At 62.6% G+C, this 23789-nt stretch carries 19 protein-coding genes; 8 read left to right on the top strand and 11 right to left on the bottom strand.

Annotation, left to right across the window (positions count from 1 at the left end; translation table 11 throughout):
* Positions 1-52: 52 nt before the first annotated feature.
* Both K6301_RS17845 and K6301_RS17840 read left to right on the top strand, forming a co-directional pair.
* Positions 53-445 carry a hypothetical protein gene (locus K6301_RS17845; RefSeq protein ID WP_247221879.1) on the top strand — a complete coding sequence of 131 codons (393 nt, stop codon included), beginning with the start codon at positions 53-55 and terminating at the stop codon, positions 443-445.
* 215 nt (positions 446-660) lie between these two features.
* Entirely contained in the window at positions 661-2073 is a 1413-nt protein-coding gene (locus tag K6301_RS17840) for a PepSY-associated TM helix domain-containing protein (RefSeq protein ID WP_247221877.1), read from the top strand.
* A gap of 58 nt (positions 2074-2131) precedes the next feature.
* On the opposite strand, the gene K6301_RS17835 is transcribed toward K6301_RS17840, so the two are convergent.
* The 3 genes from K6301_RS17835 to K6301_RS17825 form a co-directional block, all read right to left on the bottom strand.
* Positions 2132-3631: a DegQ family serine endoprotease gene (locus K6301_RS17835; protein WP_247221876.1), complete on the bottom strand. Its 1500-nt coding sequence runs from the start codon at positions 3629-3631 to the stop codon at positions 2132-2134.
* Positions 3632-3852: 221 nt separating this feature from the next.
* On the bottom strand, positions 3853-4308 hold the full coding sequence (locus tag K6301_RS17830; RefSeq protein ID WP_247221875.1) for a hypothetical protein: 456 nt from the start codon (positions 4306-4308) through the stop codon (positions 3853-3855).
* 314 nt (positions 4309-4622) lie between these two features.
* On the bottom strand, positions 4623-5522 hold the full coding sequence (locus tag K6301_RS17825; protein ID WP_247221874.1) for a DMT family transporter: 900 nt from the start codon (positions 5520-5522) through the stop codon (positions 4623-4625).
* 376 nt (positions 5523-5898) lie between these two features.
* Here K6301_RS17825 and K6301_RS17820 point away from each other — a divergent pair, with 376 nt between their 5' ends.
* The gene (locus K6301_RS17820; protein WP_134648830.1) at positions 5899-6099 is read left to right on the top strand and encodes a cold-shock protein; all 201 of its coding nucleotides are present in this window, start codon (positions 5899-5901) and stop codon (positions 6097-6099) included.
* Positions 6100-6380: 281 nt separating this feature from the next.
* Here the strand turns inward: K6301_RS17820 and K6301_RS17815 are convergent, their stop codons facing one another.
* The 8 genes from K6301_RS17815 to K6301_RS17780 all read right to left on the bottom strand — a co-directional run bounded on the left by K6301_RS17815 (position 6381) and on the right by K6301_RS17780 (position 17174).
* Positions 6381-7481, bottom strand: a complete 1101-nt coding sequence (locus K6301_RS17815) for a hypothetical protein (RefSeq protein ID WP_247221873.1) — start codon at positions 7479-7481, stop codon at positions 6381-6383.
* 141 nt (positions 7482-7622) lie between these two features.
* The gene (locus K6301_RS17810; RefSeq protein WP_247221872.1) at positions 7623-8933 is read right to left on the bottom strand and encodes an HlyD family type I secretion periplasmic adaptor subunit; all 1311 of its coding nucleotides are present in this window, start codon (positions 8931-8933) and stop codon (positions 7623-7625) included.
* Complete coding sequence (locus K6301_RS17805) at positions 8920-10737, bottom strand: type I secretion system permease/ATPase (RefSeq protein WP_425475424.1); 1818 nt, start codon at positions 10735-10737, stop codon at positions 8920-8922. The genes K6301_RS17810 and K6301_RS17805 overlap by 14 nt, the downstream gene beginning before the upstream one ends.
* Before the next feature lie 13 nt (positions 10738-10750).
* Positions 10751-11533 carry a hypothetical protein gene (locus tag K6301_RS17800; protein ID WP_247221870.1) on the bottom strand — a complete coding sequence of 261 codons (783 nt, stop codon included), beginning with the start codon at positions 11531-11533 and terminating at the stop codon, positions 10751-10753.
* 89 nt (positions 11534-11622) lie between these two features.
* A complete protein-coding gene (locus K6301_RS17795; protein ID WP_247221869.1) occupies positions 11623-14268 on the bottom strand; it encodes a TonB-dependent receptor in 2646 nt (881 codons plus the stop codon).
* Positions 14269-14394: 126 nt separating this feature from the next.
* Positions 14395-15390 (bottom strand): FecR family protein, encoded by a 996-nt coding sequence (locus K6301_RS17790; protein WP_247221868.1) that lies wholly within the window; start codon positions 15388-15390, stop codon positions 14395-14397.
* A gap of 118 nt (positions 15391-15508) precedes the next feature.
* Positions 15509-16009: an RNA polymerase sigma factor gene (locus K6301_RS17785; RefSeq protein WP_281505897.1), complete on the bottom strand. Its 501-nt coding sequence runs from the start codon at positions 16007-16009 to the stop codon at positions 15509-15511.
* Positions 16010-16229: 220 nt separating this feature from the next.
* The gene (locus K6301_RS17780; RefSeq protein ID WP_247221866.1) at positions 16230-17174 is read right to left on the bottom strand and encodes a sugar-binding transcriptional regulator; all 945 of its coding nucleotides are present in this window, start codon (positions 17172-17174) and stop codon (positions 16230-16232) included.
* Between the two features lie 223 nt (positions 17175-17397).
* Here K6301_RS17780 and K6301_RS17775 point away from each other — a divergent pair, with 223 nt between their 5' ends.
* The 5 genes from K6301_RS17775 to K6301_RS17755 all read left to right on the top strand — a co-directional run bounded on the left by K6301_RS17775 (position 17398) and on the right by K6301_RS17755 (position 23759).
* Positions 17398-18744, top strand: coding sequence for a sn-glycerol-1-phosphate dehydrogenase (locus K6301_RS17775; RefSeq protein WP_247221865.1), 1347 nt, complete (start codon positions 17398-17400; stop codon positions 18742-18744).
* Positions 18744-19568, top strand: coding sequence for an HAD-IIB family hydrolase (locus K6301_RS17770; RefSeq protein ID WP_247221864.1), 825 nt, complete (start codon positions 18744-18746; stop codon positions 19566-19568). The genes K6301_RS17775 and K6301_RS17770 overlap by 1 nt, the downstream gene beginning before the upstream one ends.
* Complete coding sequence (glpD, locus tag K6301_RS17765; protein ID WP_247221863.1) at positions 19561-21084, top strand: glycerol-3-phosphate dehydrogenase; 1524 nt, start codon at positions 19561-19563, stop codon at positions 21082-21084. Before K6301_RS17770 ends, glpD begins: the two co-directional genes overlap by 8 nt.
* An 82-nt stretch (positions 21085-21166) precedes the next feature.
* Complete coding sequence (gene xylB / locus K6301_RS17760) at positions 21167-22645, top strand: xylulokinase (protein WP_247221862.1); 1479 nt, start codon at positions 21167-21169, stop codon at positions 22643-22645.
* 82 nt (positions 22646-22727) lie between these two features.
* Positions 22728-23759 (top strand): sugar ABC transporter substrate-binding protein, encoded by a 1032-nt coding sequence (locus K6301_RS17755; protein WP_247221860.1) that lies wholly within the window; start codon positions 22728-22730, stop codon positions 23757-23759.
* The last annotated feature ends 30 nt before the right edge of the window (positions 23760-23789 follow it).

Below are 23789 nucleotides of genomic sequence, written 5' to 3'. Positions count from 1 at the left end.
CGGCGGAGCCATGTTGCTGCTATCGCCTGTCTTGCTATGCCGAGGGGATGATATGGCGCGGCGGGATCTGAGCAGGAGCCTTGAATGGGCGGTGTGCATTCTCTGCACCATCGCGCTGATGGCTATCGCCTTTGGCCACCGCACGCCGGTCCTGGCCGCCCAGGCCTACACCCCCGCCGAAATCGCGCTTTACACGCTTCCAGACGGGACGCTGCCGGACCTATGCCTCACCGGGCATGACGACGGGGGCAAGGACCATGGCCAAGCGCCGCGCTGCGAGGCATGCCGGATCGCGGGCGATATCCTGGTATCGGAACCCGCCGACATCATCGGCGTCCGCATCGCATTTGCCGCTTCATTCGATCTGCCCGTTGCGATCGAGGGCGCCTACCGTAAGGTTTTCCCGCCAAACGCAAGCCCACGCGGACCACCCGCGATCGCCTGATCGCTGGACGGAAGCCACGCTACAGGCGGCCGGCCCGTTCAGCTTCGCCGCTTCTTCAATCAGAAGCGGACGCCGGGCTGTTCGATGGCATCGAAGGAATCGCGTCAAGCAAGGGTAAGCGTCCCTGTTCTGCCAGCGATCCCGCTGGATTGCCCCGAACGGCCTCTCAAAAACAAATTTCTCTGTCGATACGAGAATTTCGAGAGGTTCTCTCCATGTCCACCTTATCGGGGCTATCATCGCCTCCAAATGAAACCGCCGGCTTTTCACGCCGGTTCTACCTCACCGCCTGGCGCTGGCATTTTTATGCCGGTCTCTATGTCGCGCCGTTCCTCATCATGCTTGCGGTCACCGGGCTCATCATGCTGTGGGCCGGCGTCCTGGTCGGCCGCGACGGCGAAAACGCGTTCAGGGTCACGCCGGGCCAATCGGTCGCCGCCGTGTCGAAGCAGGCGAGTGCGGCCTTCATCGCCGTGCCCGGGCAAGTCGTTCAATATATCGCGCCGCGCACGGCGGATGGGGTCTCGGTCTTCCGTATCGATCACGACGGCGCTGCCTCGATGGTCGCCGTCAATCCCTACACGGCGGATGTTGTCGGTCAGTGGAGCCGGCGCGATGCCCTCTATGATCTCGCCAACGACATCCACGGCACGCTGCTTATCGGCACCGTCGGCGACAGACTGATCGAGATTGCCGCAGGCTTCGGCATCGTGCTTGTCATCACAGGCCTCTATCTCTGGTGGCCGCGCGACGGAAAGGGATTGCGCGCGGCGCTCGTGCCCGATCTGTCGGCGAAGGGACGGCAATTGTGGAAGTCGCTGCATCTCAGCATCGGCTTCTATGTGTCTCTCATTCTTGTGCTTTTCCTGCTTTCCGGCCTCACCTGGGCGGGCGTGTGGGGCGAGCGCATGACACAGGCCTGGAGCACCTTTCCGGCGCAGAAGTGGGATAATGTTCCGCTGTCCGACATCACCCATGCCAGCATGAACCATGGCGGCATCAAGCAGGTACCGTGGACGCTGGAGCAGACGCCGATGCCCGCCTCGGGCTCGGAGGCCGGCGTTGTGGGGACGCCCGAAGGCGAGCCCGTGACGATCGATGCGGTCGTAGCGCTCACCCGCAAGCTTGGCTTCGACCAGCGCTTCCAGCTCGCTTTCCCGAATGGTGAAACCGGCGTCTGGACCATTGCCCGCGATACGATGAGCAATGACAGTTCAGACCCGCTGTCCGATCGCACGGTCCATGTCGATCAATATACCGGCAAGATTCTCGCCGATGTCGGCTTTGCGGATTACGGCCTGCCCGGCAAGGCGATGGCCGTCGGCATCGCGTTTCACGAGGGCGACATGGGCCTGTGGAACCTCGTGCTCAACACGCTTTTCTGCCTGTCGATCGTGTTCCTGTCGGTGAGCGGTGTCGTGATGTGGTGGAAGCGTCGTCCCAAGGGTGCCGTCCGTCTCTTCGCACCGAATATCAGCGAACCGGGCCCGCTCTGGAAGACCGGTGCCGTCGTCATGCTGGCGGTGTCGCTGCTGTTTCCGCTCACGGGAGCGGTCCTTGTGACGGTCCTCTTCCTGGACCTGTTGGTCATCCGCAACATACGGCCGTTGAAGAAGGCGTTGAGCTGACGGACTGAAAGTAAACAAGGGCCGCCGCCCGGCTTCGACCGGGCGGCGGGTCAGGCCATCAGCCTGCGGCGAAGGGGACGGTGACGAAGGTCTGCTCGTCCTGGCGCTGCACGAGAAGCAGCACGGTCTTGCGGCCCGCCTTGCCGGCGTCGGCGACGGCGGTCTTGGCTTCGCTGGCCGAACCGACCCGCTTCTGGTTCACCGAAAGGATGACATCGCCGGGCTGGAGGCCCGCGTCAGCGGCCGGCTTGTCCGGATTGACGCCCTCCACGATGGCGCCCTTCTCGTCCTTCGGCAGGCCGAGGGATTCGCGCATGTCCGCCGTCAGGTCGCCGAGCTGCACGCCGATGGTCGGCACGCGCTGTTCTGCCTTGCCCGATTTGCCGCCCGCGTCGGCCACGACCTGTCCGCCATCGTCATTGTTGCCGATGACGACAGAAAGGTCCTTGGCGGCGCCGTCGCGCCAGACCGTAAGGCCCTCCTTCTCGCCGGGCGTCAGGTCCGCCACCATGCGGGAGAGCTCGCGCGGAGACGCGACGGGCTTGCCGCCAAGCGCGGTGATGACGTCGCCGGAATGTATGCCGGCCGCCGCCGCAGGGGTGCCGTCGTCGACCCGGGCCACCAGCGCGCCGGCCGGCTTGGAAAGCCCGATGGCGTCAGCAATGTCCGATGTCACGGGCTGGATCTGCACGCCGATGAAGCCGTGCTCGATGGAGCCGTCCTTCATCAGCTTGGCGACGACGGTCTGCGCCTGGTCGGACGGAATGGCGAAGCCGACGCCCACGCTGCCGCCGTTCGGCGAATAGATCGCGGTGTTGATGCCGACCACCTTGCCATCGAGCCCGACCAGCGGGCCGCCGGAATTGCCGTGGTTGATCGGCGCATCGATCTGGATGAAGTCGTCGTATGGTCCGCTGTGAAGGTCGCGGCCGCGCGCCGAGACGATACCCGCCGTGACCGTCGTGCCGATGCCGAACGGATTGCCGATGGCGAGGATCGGGTCACCCGCCCGCAATTTATCGGACTGGCCCCAGCCGATCGTCGCCAGCGGCTTGTCGCTTTCGATTTTCACCACGGCGAGGTCCGACTTCGGATCGGCGCCGATCAGCTTGGCGGGAAGCTCCGTCCCGTCGTCCAGCGTCACCTTTATCGTGCTCGCCTTGTCGATGACGTGGTTGTTGGTGACGATATAGCCGTCACTGGTCAGCACGAAACCGGAGCCGAGGGCCTGGGCTTTTTCGCTGCGCGGTTGCGGCATCTGGCGTTCGCCGAAGAAGTCACGGAACTGCTGGTCGAACGGGGATTCCCCGCCGAACGGCATGGCGCCGTTGGCCGAAGCGTTCTCGGCCTTCAGGACCGTCGTGATGGTGACGACAGCCGGCTTGTCGGTCGAAACGATGGAGGCGAACGATCCATCCGCAAGGGGGGAGTTGATGCTCGCAGGTGCCGCCGCCTCCGCGTTTCGAGCGCCGACAAGGCCGGAGGTCGCGATCGGCACCGCCAGCAATGCGACACCGAGAAGCGCTGCGGCGCGATGTCTTTGAAGTATCCTGATCATGGTCGTTTCCTTTGTTCTGCTCGGTGTTGCGCTGCCCGCTGTCTGGACGAGCAGCCGCACTCCGGCCGCGCTGCTTGCCGGCCGGTCTTGTTATTGCTTCAAGGTGAGGGGGGCGGCGCGGAAGGCACCAAGGTGCTGCCTTGACGCGACGCCGGCCGCCGCCAAGGGCGGAGGCGGCGCTATTTCTCAGCGGATCGAGCGTGACCCGCCGACCGGAGGTCTCAGCTCAAGCGGACGATATCCCGGTCGAGCTTGTGGACGGCGGCTTCCAGGCGCTGGTAGTTCGCCTTCGGAAGCGAGCCATGATTGGCGTCGGCGACTGCGATCGCCCGCTGGCGAATGCCACGGGCCTCGGCCTGGAGACGCCCTGCGGCGCCGGCCGAAAGCTTGTGCATGGCTTCTTCCCTGCGGATGCTCTTTTCCGCCGAGCGGACACCGGCAAGAACCTGGTGCAGGCGCGGCTTGTAGGTCATGGCGGGCGTCATGCGCACGGGGGTGGGCTGTGCAGGCATCATGAAATCGTCAGCGGAGTCGTGATCCCCGTAATCGCGATCATAGCGGGAGTGGTCTTGCAAAGCCGGATTTGGATTTGCTGGCCGGCTGGCAGCAAAGGCGCCGCCGGCGGCGAGCGAAAGAACAGTGGCGGCAAGAGCGATGGTCTTGAATGTCGAGCGCATGGTGCGTGTCCTCGAAAAGGGGAGAACTCTCCCCGGCAGGCTGTCCGGTGCCGTCGCGTCGCGGTTTCCAACCGCCGGCGGCATCCAGCCTGGCATCATTTATAGGTCCGCCCGGCTCGCGGGGTCATGTTACAATTAAATAAAGTTTCGAAGGGCGGATTTGCCAAAATATTGCCGATTTCGCGGAGCGCTGCGTCGGTCTTGGCGAAAAATGTCTTTTGGATTCAATGGACTGGCCCCGCCGCGTGTTTCAGGCCCGACCGCCGACACATGACATGCCTGTAATGTTTCCCGCGCGCCGAGCGCGCGGCGTGTCATGACATAAGCCGCTTTTTCGCGATCAGGTCGCTGCGCCGCTCCCAATAGACCAGCACAAGGCTTGCCGTCACGATGAAGATCGCGCCGATGAAGACGTTCAGGGCCGGGATTTCCGCCCAAATCGCGTAGCCATAGATGAAGGCCCAGATGAGCCCGGTATATTCCACCGGCGCAAGCGCCGATGCCGGCGCATAGCGGAACCCCTCGTAAAGCAGGTATTGCCCGATCGTCGCGATAAGGCCGAGCGCCAGCATCAGCGCCCATCCTTCCGCATCCGGTGTGCGCCAGATCCAGGGAAACGACAGCGCGCAGGCGAGGCCGAACAGCAGGCTGGTCGCAAACATCTGCGTCAGCGTGCTTTCGCTGCGGCTGACCAGGCGGATGAGGATCGTGCTCCACGCCCAGCAGAAGCCGGCGACGAGGCACATGACCGCGGGGATGAGGTTGGGGGAGTGCGACGGATTTGCTGCAATCACCACGCCGGCGAAACCGACCACGCAGGCTATCCATCGGCCCGCCCCGACGGCTTCCTTCAGGACGAGAATAGACAGAAAGACGGTGATGATCGGCGCGGAGAAATAGAGCGTCGTCAGTTCCGCCAGCCCGAGATAGCGCGCGGCATTATAATAAAGCAGCCATGCGATTAGCATCAACGCGGCGCGCAGCACGACGGTTCCGCGATAGGGGCTCTTCAAGATCGAAGGATGACGGTAGAGGCGTATCAGCACACCGGAGACCAGCACGATCACGACGCTGCGCATGAAGAGGATCTGCGGCACTTCGTAGGTCGCAACCAGCCACTTCACCAGCGCGTCCTGCAGCGCGAAGCAGGCGTAGCCGGCCGAGGCGAGCGCGATTCCGGCAAGCGGCCGCGAGTCGATCAGCCCCACGCTCATGACGATATCCTGCCCGCGGTGGCGGGAATCGGTGTCGTGTCGGCGAAAATCGGAGAGATGCGCATTCTGACGATCCGGGAAGGCTTCTGCGATACGTCACCGTAAAGGCTGTATCGAGACGAAGAGACCCGCCTGTTTGATCGTTTTCCGGCGCTTTGCCAAGGGGAAAGCGGGGCCTCGCTGGCCGAACGTACGGAATTTGACTGAAATCCCCCAGGTTCTGGCGTTGCGGCGTATAGTGCAGATAAGCGATTGCCGGCAAAATGAGAGAAAACGACTATTTGCTTGCTTCAAAGCAAATGAGGGTATTGCGGCTGCGGCCATGCACCTGTAGGTTTGCGCCCCATCGTCCATCGCTGAATTCTGGAGATAAATCATGGCGAACGGCACAGTCAAATTCTTTAACACCGACAAAGGGTTTGGCTTCATCACACCCGAAAACGGCGGAACCGACGTTTTCGTCCATATCTCCGCAGTTCAGGGCGGCACATTGAGCGACGGACAGCGCGTCAGCTACGACATGGGACAGGACCGCAAGACCGGTAAGTCCAAGGCTGAGAACGTTCGCGTTATCTAATTGATTTTACGGACGCCGGAGTTGATCCGGCGTCCGTATCCGACCTCGGTCGATCTGAGGTCCGTGACTGCTATGGCCTTTCGCGCCTGGACGCAGCATCCTTTTCCCAACACGCATTATAGATAAAGTTCTCGCCCGATCGTTTGAAACGAAGGGTGCGTTTTGCTGCGTCGTCCCGTCGGCAAGAAAAAAGCGCAGCCTATGCAGCTGCGCCTTGTTTATCGATGACATCGACCGAGTATGAACGATCAATGCGTCGGCGTGCGTGTGAATGCCCGTCCTCACTTCCAGCTGATGTGGTCGGGGGCCGTGCAGCCGAACGGTGCGTTGCCGTCGCCGAAGCGGCTTTTCAGCTGGTCGCAACCCCACCTGTTGAGCGCCTCGGGCATCATGTTGTTGATGTCCATTCCAGGTGAATTGTACTGTGACGGCGCGCTGGTCACATACCAGAGCCAATAGCCGAGAATGGCGCCGATGAGCAGCAGAAGGACGAGCGCGAAACCGCCGGCCCTGCGTGCCAGCGACATGCCCTGCTTTTCCGGCACGACGTGGCTGGTGGCCGACGCGTGGTCGGTCGACTGCGCCAGTTCGTGAAGCGGCGCGAGTGCGGCCGCGCGTTCCTGCTCCGTCATCTCGATCCGCTCCAGGCGGTCATCCAGCAGGACGGGGAGCGAGGTGTTGCCGTGCCAGACGGCAAGCGCGACCAGGTTGCTGCCGGCATCGCCGACGATGATCGGCTCCTGTCCGCGCTCGAAGCGGGTGAAGGCGACGCGTTTGGTTTTCCGCTCGCTGACGCGGTCGGCATAGGTTACGTTCAGGCGATTGCGCTTCGTATCCATGCCGGTGATCTCGACCGGGACCACCGTGAGCGGGGCCGGCTTGCTGAGCTGGCCGCTGACCCGCCAGAAACGCAGCAGCAGGAAGATCATCACAAGACCGCCGCCGCCGAGCAGCACGGTGAAGACCGACAGCGTGATGATCCGGTTCCAGAGCATGTCCAGACCGAGCGTGATCGTCGCGAGTTCAGGATGATCGCCCGAAACGACAAGGCCCGTTTCATAATCCCCGCTATGGATGTCGACGAACATGATCTCGACATCCTTGTCGTAGCGCTGGCCGCCCTGTTCGTAGGACAGGTCGACCTCGCAGGTCGTGAAGACGGCTTTCCGCGTCTTGCAGCTGCCGTCGATCGTGCCGTCGACGAAAACCGGATTCTGGCTGATCGTGTAGTCGCGCAGAATTCCCGGCGCCTCCGACACCATCATGAAGACGGCGATCGCCAGCAGGACGGGGATGGAGAAGTAATAGACGAACGGGGTGGAGATCGTCCCGCGCTTGATGGCAAGGGGGCGGGCGGGAAGCTTTATTGTCGGAAACGTCATGATATGCCTGAAGTGGTTCTGTTATTGTCTGCCATGGGGAAGACGGCGCAGGATCGCCATTCATTCGCTGAAATTTTACGCTGCGGCATGCGACGGGCCAGCACACGTCGTTGCCGGGCGCATTTCGTTGCCAAGGGCCGTTCACTCTTCCCGGAAGGCGCGGTTGAGCTGGTCGGCAAGCGGCTTGACGAGATAGGAGAGGGCGGTGCGCTCACCGGTCTGGATCATCGCCTCGGCCGGCATGCCGGGAAGTAGCGTGAGACCACCGAGTTTCCGCATCTCTTCATGCGGCACAGCGATGCGGACGACATAGAACGAGAGGCCGGTCCTTTCTTCGACCGTGAGGTCGGCGGCGATGCGCGAGACGCGACCGGACAGTTCCGGCGTCGTGCGCTGGTTGAACGCCGAGAGCCGGAGGACTGCGCGCTGCCCGGGCTGGATCTGGTCGATGTCGCGCGGCGCGATGCGGACTTCGAGTGCGAGATCATCTCCCTCGGGGATGACCAGCATGATCGTTTCGGCCGGGTTGACCACGCCGCCGACCGTATGCACCGCGAGCTGGTGCACGATGCCCGTTTGCGGCGCCAGGATATCGATGCGCTTCAGCTCGTCTTCGGCGGCCACCTTGCGCTCGACAAATTCGCCGATCTGTCCCTGGATTTCGCGCAGTTCCCGGCCGACTTCCGTCTTCATGTCCTGGTCGATGGAAAGAATCTGGAGCCGCGTCTCGGTAATCTTGCCCTGCGTCTGTGCCTGGTAGGCGATCTTCTCACCGCGCTCGCCGTCATAGGTCGCCGCCTGGGTCTTCAGGCTGTTGAGGCGCTGGACCGAGACGACGCCCTTGTCGTGAAGTGATTCCTGCGAGGCGATTTCCGTGCGCAGCACCGTAAGCCCGCCGGCATAGGCCGATTCCTGCGCCTTCAATCCTTCGATCTCGTGCTCATATTGGGCGATGCGTTCTGCGAGCTGGGCCTTGCGCGCGTTGCGCGCTTCGCGCCGGAATTCGAAAAGGCGGGTTTCGCTCCTGACCGCCGAGATGATGTCGGGATCGGTGCTGTCCATGCTCAGCCCCGGCGGAAAGTCGATGGCCGTCCTGTCGTCGCGCTCGGCTTCAAGGCGTGCGAGTCGGGCGTGAAGCTCGTTCAACCGCTTCGTGACGATAGCAAGATTGGCGCGGGTCTGCGTGGCATCGAACCGCAGGACGACCTCGCCGGCCTTTACCGTTTTGCCTTCCTGCACGCGGATTTCCCCGACGATGCCGCCTTTGGCGTGCTGCACCTTCTTGGGGTAGGAGTCGACGACGAAATGGCCGGATGCCACCACAGCGCCGGCGAGCTGCGTCGCCGCCGCCCATCCGCCGACGCCGCCGGCAAGCAATCCCACCAGCGCAAGGCCCGCTGCAAGGTGAAGGCGGATGGAGCGGGTCACGGTTGTCACGTCAGGTGTCGCCATCTGTCTTGTCAGGGTCGCTGAGGTTTTCGGATTTCGTGGGGTTTGCGACGACGCGCAGCGGCATGATCCCATGGCCGGTCGCGGCAAAGCCGTTTCTGCTTGCCTGAGCAGGCTTCAGGACCTGTCCGAGGATGGCGTCGCGCGGGCCGAACGCCTTCTGGCGTCCACCCTCCATCATCAAGACCTGATCGACCACGCTGATGGCGCTCGGACGGTGCGCCACCACGACGACGATGCCGTTGCGTTCGCGCACCGAGGCAATGGCACGCACGACCGCGGCCTCGCCTTCGGCATCGAGATTAGCATTGGGCTCATCCAGCACGACGAGGAACGGATCGCCGTAAAGCGCCCGCGCCAGCCCGATGCGTTGACGCTGTCCGGCTGAAAGGGAAGAGCCTCCTTCGCCAATGCGCGTCTTGTATCCCTCTTCGAAGCGCAGGATCAGGTCGTGGGCGCCGGCGGTTCGGGCAGCCGCGACGATGGCCTCGGCGTCAGCATCTTCCTCGAAGCGCGCGATGTTCTCCGCGATGGTACCGTCGAACAACTCGACGCCCTGCGGGAGGTAGCCGATATGGCGCCCGAGTGCTTCGCGATCCCAATGGTCTAGACTGGCGCCGTCGAGGCGTACCTTGCCGCCCGCTGTTGCCCATGCGCCGACAAGTGCGCGCGAAAGTGTCGATTTGCCGGAGCCGGAGGGGCCGATGATGCCGAGCGCGCTGCCGGCCTGAAGTTGGAAACCGACACCGGCCACCGTCGGCCGCTTCTCTCCGGGCGGCAGAATGGTGAGGTTCTCGACACGAAGGTCCCGGCATGGCGCGGGCAAAGCCATCGTCTCCGGCACAGGCGGGATTTTCCCGAACAGATCCTGAAGGCGCTTCCAGCTCTGCCGCGCCATGAGGAAAGGTTTCCAGCTGGTGATCGCCAGATCGACCGGGGCCAGCGCCCGCCCCACCATGATGGAACTCGCGATCATGATGCCGCCGGTTGCCTGCTGTTCGATGACCAGCCAGGCACCAACACCGAGCACCGCCGATTGCAGCATCAGGCGCAAGGTTTTCGACAGGCTGCCGAGGCCACCCGCGATATCGCCTGCACGGCGGTTGGCGGCGAGATAGTCCGCGTTCGCCCGCCGCCACCGCGCCCCAAGCCTTCCGGAGAGGCCGAGCGCCTGTACGATCTCGGCATTGCGGCGCGTGGCCTCGAGGAGACCGTTGCGGGCCATGTTGTGGGCGATGCTCTCCCGAACGGGCTTCCGCGACAGCGCGTTGGCGAGAATGGTCAGGGCGACGAGCACGGTCGCACCGGCAAGTGCCGTCACGCCGATCCAGAAATGAAACAGGAAGCAGATGCCGAGATAGAGCGGCATCCAGGGCAGGTCGAAAAAGGCGGTTGGGCCCTGTCCGGAAAGGAAGCCGCGGACGTTGTCCAGGTCGCGCAAAGGCTGGAGCCCGTCGCCCGGCATGCGTGCAACGAGAGGCAGGCGCACGACGGCATCGTGCACGGGGCCGCAGAGCACGCCGTCCACATGCTCGCCGATGCGCAGCAGCACACGCGCCCGGACGATATCGAGCCCCGCCTGGAACAGGTAAAGCCCTGCCGCCAGGATGACGAGCCCAACGAGGGTGGGCACGCTGCCGCTTGCGAGGACGCGGTCATAGACCTGAAGCATGAAGAGCGGCGAGGCCAGCGCCAGAACGTTGACCACTCCGCTGATGAGCGCTATCCCAAGGGATGCTCGTCTGAGAGGTGAGGCGACCGCCGCAGTCAGAGACTGCGACGGGGCCTGCTGTGGGGCTACCAACACTACAGCAAACTTCTCAGACGAACAGGTTCACGCCGCTGACCAGCGAATTGTTCGCAATGTCCTGGACGGAAATGCTGCCGTTCACGCCATCCGTGATGGTGGCGTCGTAGAGGCCGCTGGCGGCATCATAGGCATAGGTCACCGAAAGTGCGCTTCCGGCCGCCCATGCGGAGATATCGATGATGTCTTCCGCGGCATTGAAGTCGGTGATCACGTCGTTGCCATCGGTACCACCGAAAATGAAGGTATCGTATCCGCCATTGCCGGTCAGCGTGTCATTGCCGTTGAAGCTGTAGAGCACGTCATCGCCCGCGCTGCCATTGAACGTGTTGTTCTGGCTGTTCAGCACGCTGATCAGGTTTGCCGGATTGCCCTGCATGATGCCGTAGACGAAATTGTGTACCGGATTTGCGGCACCTGTGCCGGTCAGCCCGAGGCCGTTGATGTCGATGTCCCACAAGGACTGCGAGAACGTGTCCGTGCCGGAATTGTAGCTGAGCCCCTGGCCGAAGGTCGCACCGTCGACAGCGCCCGCGAGAACGTGCGACGTCATATCGTAGTAGAGATCGCCGGCGCTGCCGGAATCGATCACGACAGTGTCGGCGCCGCCCACGCCGCCGACCGTCGTGCTGTTGCTGTCGGCGACGGCGAACTGGTTACCCGAAAAATCGACCGGATTGGTGGAGAAGAAGCCGTAGTAGCCGGAGTTGAAGCTCGCGTCCCACGCCTCGAGATAACCGAGGAAGTCAATGCCAAGGCCGTCGCTGTTGGCGTCATTGAAATCGATCGTTGCCATTTGTTTTCCTTTCTAGGGTTAGCTGCGTCCGGACCATGGATGCAGCTGGTCTCACGCCGGGTCATCTTTGAACCGGCGCGATTGCGGGATCAGAACCGGACCTTGAGCGACAGGGTCGCGGTGCGGCCGGGTGCTGGAAAATCGGATGAGTTCATAGGATCGACATAGGCGACATCCGTCAGGTTGTTGACGGCGAAGCGCAGAGAGGCGTTCTCGTTGAAATCCCAGGAGCCATAGATGTCGAAGGTCGTGAAGGGTTTTGCTTTGTAGACGCTTGCGAACATGCCGATCTGTTCGGAGGGAACAACACGGTTGGCGCGCGCACCGACATTCAACCTGTCATCGAAGAACCGAACGCCGACATCGGCGGTGAAGCGATACTTCGGGGCAACGGATACATAGAGGATCGATCCATTGCCCGTCGACGTCGCATTGCCCCAGGGGTTGTCGCTGTATGTCTTGGGAAAGTCACCTTTGGTGTAGGTAAACGAGCCGCCGGCATAGTAGGGGCCGGCGTCATAGTTGCCCTCGATCTCGACACCGCGCAGGCGTGAATCGCCGATAAGGTTCGTATAGGCGTAGTAGCTGCTGACCTGACCGCCGGCTGCGGGGTTTCCGCTCACGGTTCCAAGCGCAATGTAGTTTGCGATTGTCTTGTCGAAGTAGGCCGCCTTGAGCCGCAGGCTGTCTCCGCCGGCCAGCAGGTCGTCGGCGGTGATGTTGACGCCCGCCTCCCACGTTTGCGAGGTTTCCGGCTTGAGGTTAGCGTTCGGCGCATAATCCATCAGGTTTCCGATATGCGAGCCGCCCAACAGCATTTCGCCGAGCGTTCCGGGCCGGAAGCCTTCGGCATACTTTCCGAAGATCTGGACGCCGTTCCATGGCTTTACGGCGACCAGTGCTTCCGGTGAGAAGCGTCCTGCGGAATGGTCGAGCGCGATATCGTGGACGACGTTTCGCACGCCGTAAACCGGGCGCGTCACCCAAGTTCGGCATTCGCCGTTGTTTCGATCTGGCGGCCAGTACACGCGGCAGACACCGGGGTCGACGATGTACGTCTCCGTACCGCCGTCAATCTGCGATGAGCCCTTGATCTTGTAATAGTCGTAGCGTCCACCCAAGGATGCTTCGAACCAATTCTCATGCTCGTATTTCGCCGTGGCGAACGTGCTCGAGAGCCAGCGCTCGCCCGTCGGGTTGGGGCCGCTGAACCACCAGGCGTTGTCTGCATCGCCCGGGTCCCTGTTGAGGACGCCCGTGTCTGCGCGGTCGATGAAGATTTCCGTACCGTAATGGAAGGAAAGCTCGCCGGTGGGAAGCGCGACCTGGCTGGTGTTCTCCAGGCTGAGACCATAGGTGTTCAATCCGTAGTTGACGTCAAACTCACCATAATCGTTGCGGCCCGAGCGCCATTGATGGTTTTCCGTGCGATTCCACCACAATTGGCCCTTCAGGTCGAAGAGCGGATCGTCCGGATTGTAGGTATAGGTCAGCGTACCCGTCAGATTGCGCACATGGTTGGTGTTTTCGTTCGTGGCGAGCGCGGTGCTGGTCGTGAAGAGTGCATCGTAGCCGACGAAGCCCAACTCGATGCGCTGGTCGTTTTCCAGGTCGAGGCCGGCCTTGATGAGGCCGGATGTGGTGTCCGAGCCGGTGAAGACGGGCTCGTCGCCGCCGGGATTGCCCTCCAGCGTTCCATTCTTGCCGATCTGGTAGGTGTCGAGGTTCTTGCGGCTGAGCGCCGCCACGATGTCGATGCCGTCGTCGGTGCGGGCTGCGAGCGCTGCCGAGCCGTAGAACTCGTAGGCGTTGGTGCCCCTGGTCGCGTCGATCCAGCCGCCGGCATTGTGGCCTTCGAGAAGCACATCGTCGGCTGTCAGTGTTCGGAAGCCGACGACACCGCCGTGCGAACCGCCGCTGCCGACACCGGCGCCGGCATTCTTGTCGATCTTCACGGTCCTGATCAGCGCGGGATCGACATAGACATTCGATGTGTAGCCGTGTCCCGCCTGCTGGAAGTTCTGGCGCGCGCCATCGATCGTCGTCGTGACGCGGGTCTGGTCCTGCAAGCCCCGCACATTGATGGCAACACCTGGGTTCTGTGCTGCACCGGCGACCGAAACGCCGGAGACGCCGGAAAACAGGTCATAGGCGTTGCGCGGCTGCTTCTTTTCGATGGCCTCGCGCGATACGACGCTGATACTTGCCGGCGTCTCGTAGACCCAGTCGGGTGTGCCCTGGAAACCGGCGCCGCTGGAGGCGCTCCGCGGACCTTTTCCCACATTGATGGTTTCCAGCACCGTCGAGCCATCGGTCGCGCCGAGATCGGACGCCTGGCCGCCGCCGCTCAGAATGGCTGAACCGCCGCTGACACGACCCTGTATGCCGGTGCCGGCAAGCATGCGCGAAAGGGCCTCCGACGGTGTGAAACGGCCGACAACGGCGTTCGTTCGGATGTCTCCCGCCTGCGTGGAAGAAAGGGTGACCTGGAGGCCGGATTGCCGGCCAAAGGCACCCACGGCCTTGGCCAGTGTTTGGGCCGGAATGTTGAAGGCAATGCGTGCCGTGCCCGTTGCGCTGTCCTCGGACGCGCTTTCGGTCGTCTGCGCGTTTTGTCCCAGTGCTGGTGCGCACGCACACATCAAAGCGAGCGCCGTCGTCGCGAGAAATACCGTGTGGGAGCGGACGGTTCCGTTGCCTTTCGCAAGCGGCGTCACCGGGTATGTGGTATGCATGTCTTCGTCTCTTCGTTGCAGCGCGCTTCATGCGGCACTCAACGAAAAGACGGACAGCTGCGGATTTTTTCCCAGCTTTTTTCGTGCTTTACGCTAAACCTTGATTATTTCAGTCATATTTTTTTATCAGAAGCGGCTGATGAGCCGTGCTATCGGCGAGACGCGTCGCACTTTGCCGCCATAGGGCGTGACGAGCGCCTGTAGCGCCTGATCGGGATTGCGAAGGTCGTAGAAGCCTGTCACCCGCCGGCTGGCCAAGGTGCTGTCGGGCAGTGAGATCCAGGCAGGGTGGTAGCGGCGGATCTGCTCCACGACGGCGCCGATCGTGGCATCCACCACGAATATCTTCCCGTCGCGCCACGTGGCGATATCGGAAACCGGGATCGTCGCGCGCGACACTTCGCCGGTGGCGCTGTTGGCCGTCAATTGGTCGCCGGGCGCGAGGAATTCCTCCGGCGCATCCCGGCCGACAGATGCCTTGACGGAACCCTCCGCCAACGCGACGACTGTCAGATCGCCATCGGCCTGGACATCGAATTTCGTGCCGAGAACCGTGACCTCGACGCCGTTGGCGTCGACGGTGAAGGGACGGTTTTTATCCGGTGTGACCTCGAAAAAGGCCTCCCCCGCAAGGAGGCGAACGGCACGGCGCCCGTTTGCGAAATCCGTTGCAATGGCGCTCGCACCGGAGAGGTGAACGAGGCTGCCGTCTTCCAGTGTAATGGTCCGGCTTTCTGCGGTCTGCGTCCTGTAGTCGGCTTCCATGCGAAGCATGATGGCCGGCCCGACGATGAACGCGAGACAGAGCAAGGCGGCCGCCGCCGCCCCGAACATACCAGCGCGACGTGCCAAGCCTGCGCGGCGTGGGTGCTGGGGTTTTTGAAGCGCAGGGACGCGTGCGGCGCCCTGCCAGCTTTCCTTGAGGACAGGACTGGCGGCGCCGAGGGCCTGCCAGGCGATCTGCAGACGGGCCCAGGCCTGTCGGTGTTGCGCGGACTGGTCGAGCCAGTGCTCGAACCTGTCCCGGCAGAGGCGGTCGCCCGGCTCTTCCTGCAAGGCAATCATCCATCCGGCCGCCTCTTCGGCAATGGCCTGGGGTATGTCCGTTCCTGTATCGCGCATGCCGGTCATCGCCTTCGTCTCGCCTGTACCCGCAGAAGCCGCCCTCGCGAATGTACTCGTCACCTATAAGACGAATAGCTCCGGAGATTTTCTCAGGAACGGATACGATTTCTCTTTCCTAGAGTATCTTTTTCAGCAGCTCGGCCAGCCCGGACTGGATCAGCCGATGGGCGCTCGATGTCGAAACACCAAGATGGCGCGCAATCTCCTCGATGCGGTAGCCGCCGAAACGATGCATTTCGAGCGCTATGCGCTTTTGTGTCGGCATCGTCTCCATGACGGCTTCGACCTGACGAACCCGATCGCACAAGAGAACTTGTTCCTCCGGCGTGTCGTGGTTTTGCGGCAGGCCCCACCAGGGCGTATCGTCGGGATGTCCGCGCGCCTCAAGCCGGCGCCGACGCCTCCTGTCGAAGGCGAGGTTGCGCACAATACGGTAGAGGTAGGACTTGAGCCGCGAGGGCTCATCCGCCGCCTCTGGCACGAAGCGCACGAAAGCCTCCTGCACAATATCCTCGGCATCTTCCTGGGAACCGAGAATCGGCGTGGCATACCGCACCAGTTCGGCGCGATAGGCCACATAGGCTTCGTTGCGCGTATCCCGTCCCTGACTGCCCATATGCCCGCCAAGCGCCTTCCGTCACGGTCCAGCATTTCATTTCGCAGGACAGCGGCACTCCTGAATTGCCGTTGGTGACTCTGATAGCCATAATAAGCTGAGTTTTGCAATCATGTTATTGGGGGCGGCGGGATATCGCAGATACGTCGTTGCAAGCGGTTCGGATACTGCATCTGGCAATGCGGTACTCAAACTGCGCGCGAGGCAAGACCGCCCTGGTCTAGACGACGCTCAGGTTCGCGCAAACTGCTTTTGCCGTTTCCTGATCGGTTATCAGGATGGTGGCGATGCGGGCCTTCAGCATCCCATGGATCGCATCCACCTTTTCCGGGCCGCCGCCGATACAAAGGCGTTCTGGCACATTCAGGAAATCGTCGAGAGGCATGACGAGATGGCGGTCGTCGAAACCCGTTCGGATGATCGCGCCGTCGATGTCGAAAAAGTAGCCTGAGGCGAAACCGACCGCGCCCTTGTCCTGATACTGCCGAAGCAGTTCTTCCGTCATGACGCCGGTATCTTCCAGCAGGGTTTGACCGGTAATGTGGGTAACGCCGAAGAGCGATTTCGTGCAGTGCCGCAGGAGGTCGAAATGCTGGCCAACGATCGGCTCCTGCATGAGAAGCGACTTCATGTTTGCGTTGGACACGACGCCCGGCGCGTGCAGGTTGACGCAGCGCGCATTAAGGCGCGCTGCGATGTTGGAAGTGCACAATTCAGGGGAGAAGTCGTAAGTCGCAATCGAGCTGCCGGTGACCTGGGCAACTGTGACGCCTGGCATGCTGGTCGGTGAAAGCGCCTTCGACAGCGCCATGACGGTGCGCCCCCATGCGACGCCGACAACGTCGTCCTTTTCCAACTTCTGCTCGAAAATCCGTGCCCCGAGCCGCCCGATCTGTTCCGAAAGCGCGGCCCCACCCGATGATGAGGGCAGGACATAACACTCGGCGAGCTGCCCCTTCTCCTTCAGTTCGACAGAAAGGTCGGCGCGCTCAAGGCGTGTCGGGTCGATGGTGATTGTGACGATGCCTTCGTCGCGCGCCTTCTGAAGAAGGTTGAACACCGAGGATCGGGATATTCCGAGCCGTGTAGCGATCTCGTCCTGCTTGAGGCCTTCTTCGTAATAAAGCCACGCCACCCACAAGGGCAGATCGGCGCCAAACTGCATGGGCGGGGCTTTTTTTCGGCCAATACGGTCTTGGGGGCTTTCGGATTGCATCTGCGTCGTGGGTCTCCCTTCCTCTCATTTGGCAGCTTTTAGGATGCAAGTCCAGTTTCCCGAACGTGTTGGCTCACAATGCAAATGGCAAAATTCAATCAACAATGAAAAATGTTATTGACATTTTGCATCGACAAATGAAAAATGCCATCAACAAGTCTGGGAGGACATGATGTTGCATGCGGCGCCCGCCGCCCGACGACCGCTCGGGTGGCAAGACTGGAACACGCTTATCCGCGACGTAAGTGCCGGACGGTGGATCGACCCTGATACCGGGGCTGCCGCCGAGGTCCCATTCAAGGCCATCTTCATCGAGGAAAGCGTGCGGGGCGGCGAGGCCGACTATGTCGCAAGTGTGATGCCAGCCTCGACCTATGCGGTCGTCGCGGATGCCGATACCTATGACGCGCTCGGCTATGCCGTCGCTCGAAGCCTTGGCGGGCGGGCAACGACCGTGGTGCTCGATCACCCCCATGCAGATGAAGCCGCAATCCGTGACCTTCGGGAGAAAACCCGAAGCGCCGATGCCGTCATTGCTGTCGGATCGGGCACCATCAACGACCTGTGTAAATACGCGACGTTTCTGGATGGCAAGGATTACTGCGTTTTTGGCACCGCGCCGTCCATGAACGGTTACACATCGACGACGGCATCCATCACGCTCGACAACGGGCTGAAGACAACACTGAATGCGCATGCCGCAAAGGGCGTCTTCCTCGATATCGAGGTCAGCGCGAATGCGCCGCAGTATCTCATCGCCGCCGGTTTCGGCGACAGCCTTTGTCGCTCGACCGCGCAGGTCGACTGGTATTTTTCCCATGTCATGCTCAGGACGGCCTACGCCACGTCCCCCTACGTCTTACAGGAAGCGGATGAGAGGGAGATGCTCGCGAGGTCCGCTGGACTGGGCCGTCGTGAGCATGACGCCATAGGTTATCTGCACCGCATCCTGACCCTTGGCGGGATCGGAATCAGCGTGACCGGCATGAGCCATCCAGGCTCGATGGGCGAACACCAGATTTCCCACTGGATCGACAGCTTCGCTGGCGACCGCCATCCCGGAACGGTGCACGGCCAGCAGGTCGGCGTGTCATCCGTGACGATGGCCCGGCTTCAGGAGATCATCCTGGCGAGCGACAAGGCACCCCGGATCATGCCGACCCGTTTTGACGAAGCGGAGATTAGAGCGCGCTATCCCGCGGCCGCAGTCGATCATTGCCTCGCGGCGTCGCGCGCCAAGGTTCTCGATGCGGCCGCCGCGGAACGGTTCAATGCGCAACTCGAGGCGCTCTGGCCGCAATTGCGTCGAACGCTCCAGCAGATGGCGATCCCCTCGGCAAACCTTGCCGCGCATCTCCGTGCGGCCGGCGGCGGCGCGACCCCGCAGGAGATAGGCATCGACCGCGACCTCTATCGCGATGCGGTGCGCTATTCGAAGGAGATGCGCAATCGCTATTCCATGCTCGACCTTGCGGCCGATATGGGCGTGCTCGAGCAGTTCATAGAGGAGGAGTGCTGATGCGCCCGCTCGACGAACTTTCCGATCGCGTGCTGTCACAAGTGCAGGTCGTCCTGACCGATATCGACGATACCCTAACCTCGGAAGGCCAGCTTCGCGCCGAACCCTACGCCGCCTTGCAGGCGCTGGCGCGTGCAGGCTTCGCCGTGGTGCCCATCACGGGCCGTCCTGCCGGGTGGTGCGACATGATCGCCCGCTTCTGGCCCGTCGCGGGCGTTGTCGGAGAAAACGGCGCCTTCTATTTTTCCTACGACCGCGAAGCGCGAAAGATGCGCCAGGCCTTCTTCGCCACCGAGCAGGAACGTCGCGAAAATCGCCGGAAGCTCGATGCTTTGCGGGACCGCATCCTGCAAGAAGTACCGGGCACAGGCATCGCCTCCGATCAGCTTTACCGCGAAGCCGACCTCGCCATCGATGTCTGCGAGGATGTCGAGCCGCTGCCGCAGGGCGAGGTGGATCGTGTGCTCGCCCTCTTCAAGGAGGCAGGCGCCATCGCGAAGCTGTCTTCCATCCACGTCAACGGGTGGTTTGGCAACTATGACAAGCTGTCGATGACGCGGCGTTTCGCAGCCGATGTGCTTGGAATGGATCTCGACGCGGATAAGGCACGGTTCATCTTCACGGGCGACAGCCCGAATGACGGCCCAATGTTCTCGTTCTTTCCGAACTCCTGCGGCGTGGCAAACGTGACCGATTTCGCCGGCGGCGAAACTGCGCTGCCGGCATTCGTCGCCTCCGAGCGTGGCGGCGAGGGGTTCGTCCAGATCGCGTCCCGTTTGCTGGCTGCGCGGCCCGCCGAGATCCGCGAGCGCGCCCATGCCTGAGATCTACGATATCGCGATCATCGGCGGCGGCATCAATGGATGCGGTATTGCCCGCGACGCTGCGGGACGCGGGCTTGATGTCTATCTCTGCGAAAAAGGCGATCTCGGCGGTGCGACGTCGTGCGCGTCCACGAAGCTGCTGCACGGCGGGTTGCGCTATCTGGAGCATTACGAGTTCAAACTGGTGCGTGAGGCCTTGCAGGAGCGCGAGCGGCTTTGGGCGATCGCACCGCATTTCGTTCGTCCGTTGCGCTTCGTGCTCCCCTACATGCCCGGCATGCGGGCGAAATGGCAGCTCCGCCTCGGTCTCTTCATTTATGACCATATTGGCGGGCGTGTGCGTCTTCCCGGGACGACGACCGTTCAGCTGGCCGGGCAGGCGCTCGGTGAAGGGCTGACGGCGTCGCTGAAGACGGGCTTCGAATATTCCGACTGCTGGGTCGAGGACAACCGTCTCGTCGTCATGAATGCGAAGGCCGCAAGCGAACTGGGCGCGGTGATCGAAACGCACACAGCCATGACGGCGGCGAAACGCGATAGGGACGGGTGGTCCGTGACGGTCTCACGCGGCGGATACCAGCGCACCATCCGCGCGCGCACGCTGATCAACGCTGCCGGTCCCTGGGCAAACGACATCGTCTCGCGCACCGCGGGTCGGCCGGCACGCGGCAAGGTCAGGCTTGTACAGGGATCGCATATCGTCGTACCGAAACTCTATGCGCACGACCGCTGTTTCATCTTCCAGAACAGCGACGGCCGCATCTTCTTCACCATTCCATATGAGGGCGACTACACGCTGGTCGGAACGACAGACCGCGATTTCGATGGCGATATCGATCAGTTCTCGGCAACGGAGCAGGAGAAGGCCTATCTCTGCAATGCGGTCAGCCGCTGTTTCGACAGGCCGCTGACGACAGCTGACATCGTCTGGAGCTATTCCGGCGTGCGTCCACTTTACGACGATGGCGCGAGTGCTGCCCAGAAAGCGACGCGAGACTATGTGATCGAGGTGGACGAGGAGGCCGGTATCGGCCTGATCTCGATCTTCGGCGGCAAGATCACGACCTATCGCCGGCTGGCCGAGGCGGTGATGGCCAGGCTTGAGCCGCTGCTGACACGGGAGAAGGCGAAGGCCGTTGCGGCTCGTGCCGGCTGGACAGGCAGGACCGCGTTGCCGGGCGGAGATTTCGCGATCGATGCCTTCGAGGAACAGCTTGCCGCGCTACGCGCCCGATACGCTTTCATGCTCGATGAGCAACTGAAGCGGCTTTTCACCTACTACGGGAGCCGGGTTCCCCTCGTGCTGGGCCATGCGAAGAGCCTCTCCGATCTCGGCAGGACCTTCGGCGCCGGCCTGACGGAAGCGGAAGTGAACTATCTCGTGCGGGAGGAGTGGGCGCAGAGCGCCGAGGACATCGTCTTCCGCCGCAGCAAGCTCGGTTTGAAGATGCGTTCGGAAGATATCGCGGCACTCGACCGCTTTCTGGAGGGAAAGCGGCAGTCGCTGGCGGGTTGAGGAGCCCGCCGCGGCCGGCAGAGACGCGCGGAGGAATAAATGGGAAAGCGGGTGCCCGAAAGGCCCGATGGGAGGAGGAGCCATGTATCTCGGTATCGATCTGGGAACGTCGGGCGTGAAGTCCATGCTGATGGATGAGAACCAGAGCCTGGTTGCGGAATCGTCGTCGCGTCCGATAGATGTGTCGCGGCCGCATCGGGGCTGGTCGGAGCAGCATCCCGAACAATGGTGGGATGCCGTCTGCGAAAGCCTCGACGCGCTCTCTATGAGCCATCCGAAGGCGATGGGTGCCGTCAAAGGCATCGGCCTTTCCGGACAGATGTATGGCGCCACGGTTCTTGATGAGCGCGATACGCCCATCCGCCCGGCCATTTTGTGGAATGACACGCGCACCGAAAAGGAATGCGCGGATTTGGAAGCGCGGGCGCCGGATATCCGTCGCATTGCGGGCCGCAGGCCGACGCCCGGCGTCACCGCGCCCAAGCTTGCCTGGCTGCGCGACCATGAGCCGGACGCCTTCCGCCGCGTCCGTACAGTGCTATTGCCAAAGGACTACCTGCGGCTGAAGCTTTCCGGCGAAAAGGCATCCGACATGGCGGATTCCAGCGGCACGATGTGGCTTGACCTTGCGGCGCGCGACTGGTCCGATACCCTTCTGGCGGCTACCGATCTTGATCGCAGGCAAATGCCAAAGCTTTACGAAGGTATTGATCCCACGGGGCATCTACGCACCGAGCTTGCGGAACGTTGGAGAATATCGTCCCGTCCCGTCATTGCCGGCGGCGGTGGCGACAATGCCTGCGGCGCCTGCGGCACAGGCGTCTTCCGCGACGGGGAGGGAACCGTCTCCCTCGGCACATCGGGCGTGCTGTTCCTGGCCACCGGCAAGGTGCGCCCGAGCGACGATCACGCGATCGAAACGCTCTGCCATTCCATGCCCGGTGTCTGGCACCAGATGTCGGTGATCCTGTCGGCGACGTCCTGTATTAACTGGCTATCCAAGGTCGTAAAGCGGCCTGCATCCGAGCTTGTCGCTGAACTCGGCACGTCGCTCGGCGCGCCCAGCCCGGTTCTCTTCGTGCCCTTTCTGGACGGGTGCTGGTCGCCGCGGGCGGATGTGGAAATCCGCGGCGCGCTGCTTGGCCTGCAGCATTCCTGCGACGACGAGGTCCTCACGCGGGCCGTTCTGCAAGGCGTCGCCTTTGCTCTGCGTGAATGCGCGGATGCGTTTCGTGCTGCCGGCTCTACCATCGGGAGCCTGCTGGCGATCGGCGGCGGGTCTCGTTCCGAGCTCTGGCTGTCGATGATCGCGACGTCCCTCGGTGTGGACCTGCGCGTGCCCGAGGCGAGCGAATTGGGCGCGGCCTACGGCGCGGCGCGGCTCGCGCTGATCGCCGAAAGTGGCGAAAGCCTAGAGAGCGTTCTGACGTCACCGCGCATCAAGCGCGTGATTTCCCCGGTGCAGAACCTCGCGCCGGCCTATGCGGACGCATACGACACCTGGCTTTCGGTGATGCCGGAGGTTCGCCGGGCTTCGGTCGCGCTGGGAAACGCGGCCTGAAATATCGCGTTGCGCCCCGAGGAGGTCGGGTCATGCGCGGATTGTTCCCGAGCCCAACAGGGCCCGGGTCGGGAGGATGACAATGTCTATCTGGGAGGAGACCAAGGACATGGATAAGTTCAATTTCGATATCTCACGGCGTGCTTTGCTCGGGGGCAGTGCCGCGCTCTTTGCCGCACAATATCTCGCGGCATCGGGTGTCCGTGCCGAGGCCGCCGACCGCAAGTTCGCCGCGGCACTCGGCTGGACGACCTACGACTCCGGGCGCCACCTTCAGGACGGCTTCACCGCCGCCGTCAAGGAACTTGGCGGCACGCTTACCACGACCGATGCCGGCTTCGACGCCAAAACCCAAACGGACCAGATCGACTCGCTGATATCGAGCAAGCCGGAGGCGCTGTTCATCACGCCCGCCGATGCCGTCGCCATCGCGCCGGCCGTGCAGCGGGCCATCGCGGCCGGCATTCCGGTGTTCTGCGCCGACAGTGCGGTTCCCGGCGTCGCCGTCAACACGACGTCGATGTCCAACAATTTCGGGATGGGTGCCTATTCGTGCGATTTCATTGCGCGCAAGCTGAACGGCAAGGGCAATATCGCCCGCGTCCTGCTGCCGCAGAATGAAAGCTGGGATCAGCGCACGCTCGGGATGGAGTGGACGCTGCGCCGCTATCCCGACATCAAGATCGTCGCCGACTGGGCCTTCGCACTTGCCGGCAACGTCACGCCGCGCCAGGCCGTCGACAACATTCTGACAGCCAATCCCGATATCGACGCGATCTGGTGCGCCTGGGATGGGGCCGCGGTCGAAGGCACACTTGCGGCACGCGCCGCCAACAAGCCCGATCTTATCATCACCGGCATCGACGGTGGCTCGCAGGCCTTCAACTACATTGCCGGTCCCTCTCAACTGAAACTCTCCATGGCGCAGAGCTTCTATGAGATGGCCTATCTGTCGGTGTTCTACGCCCACCAGCATCTGGCCGGACAGAAGACGCCACGCCTGGTCGTCACGCCGACTTATGCCGTCGAAGAGGCCATGCTGAAGGATGGCATTCCCGACGACTTCGACGTTCCGGGCCGCGCCGATCAGCTCGGCTGGCTCCGCGCCGTCTGACCTGAGCGTCGGGCGGTTCGCTACTGCGGG

Origin of the sequence: Shinella oryzae, from assembly GCF_023038235.1 — a bacterium.
Classification (GTDB): domain Bacteria; phylum Pseudomonadota; class Alphaproteobacteria; order Rhizobiales; family Rhizobiaceae; genus Shinella; species Shinella sumterensis.
Note: the sequence above shows the minus strand (reverse complement) of the source record. Positions and strands in the feature narration are given on the sequence as shown.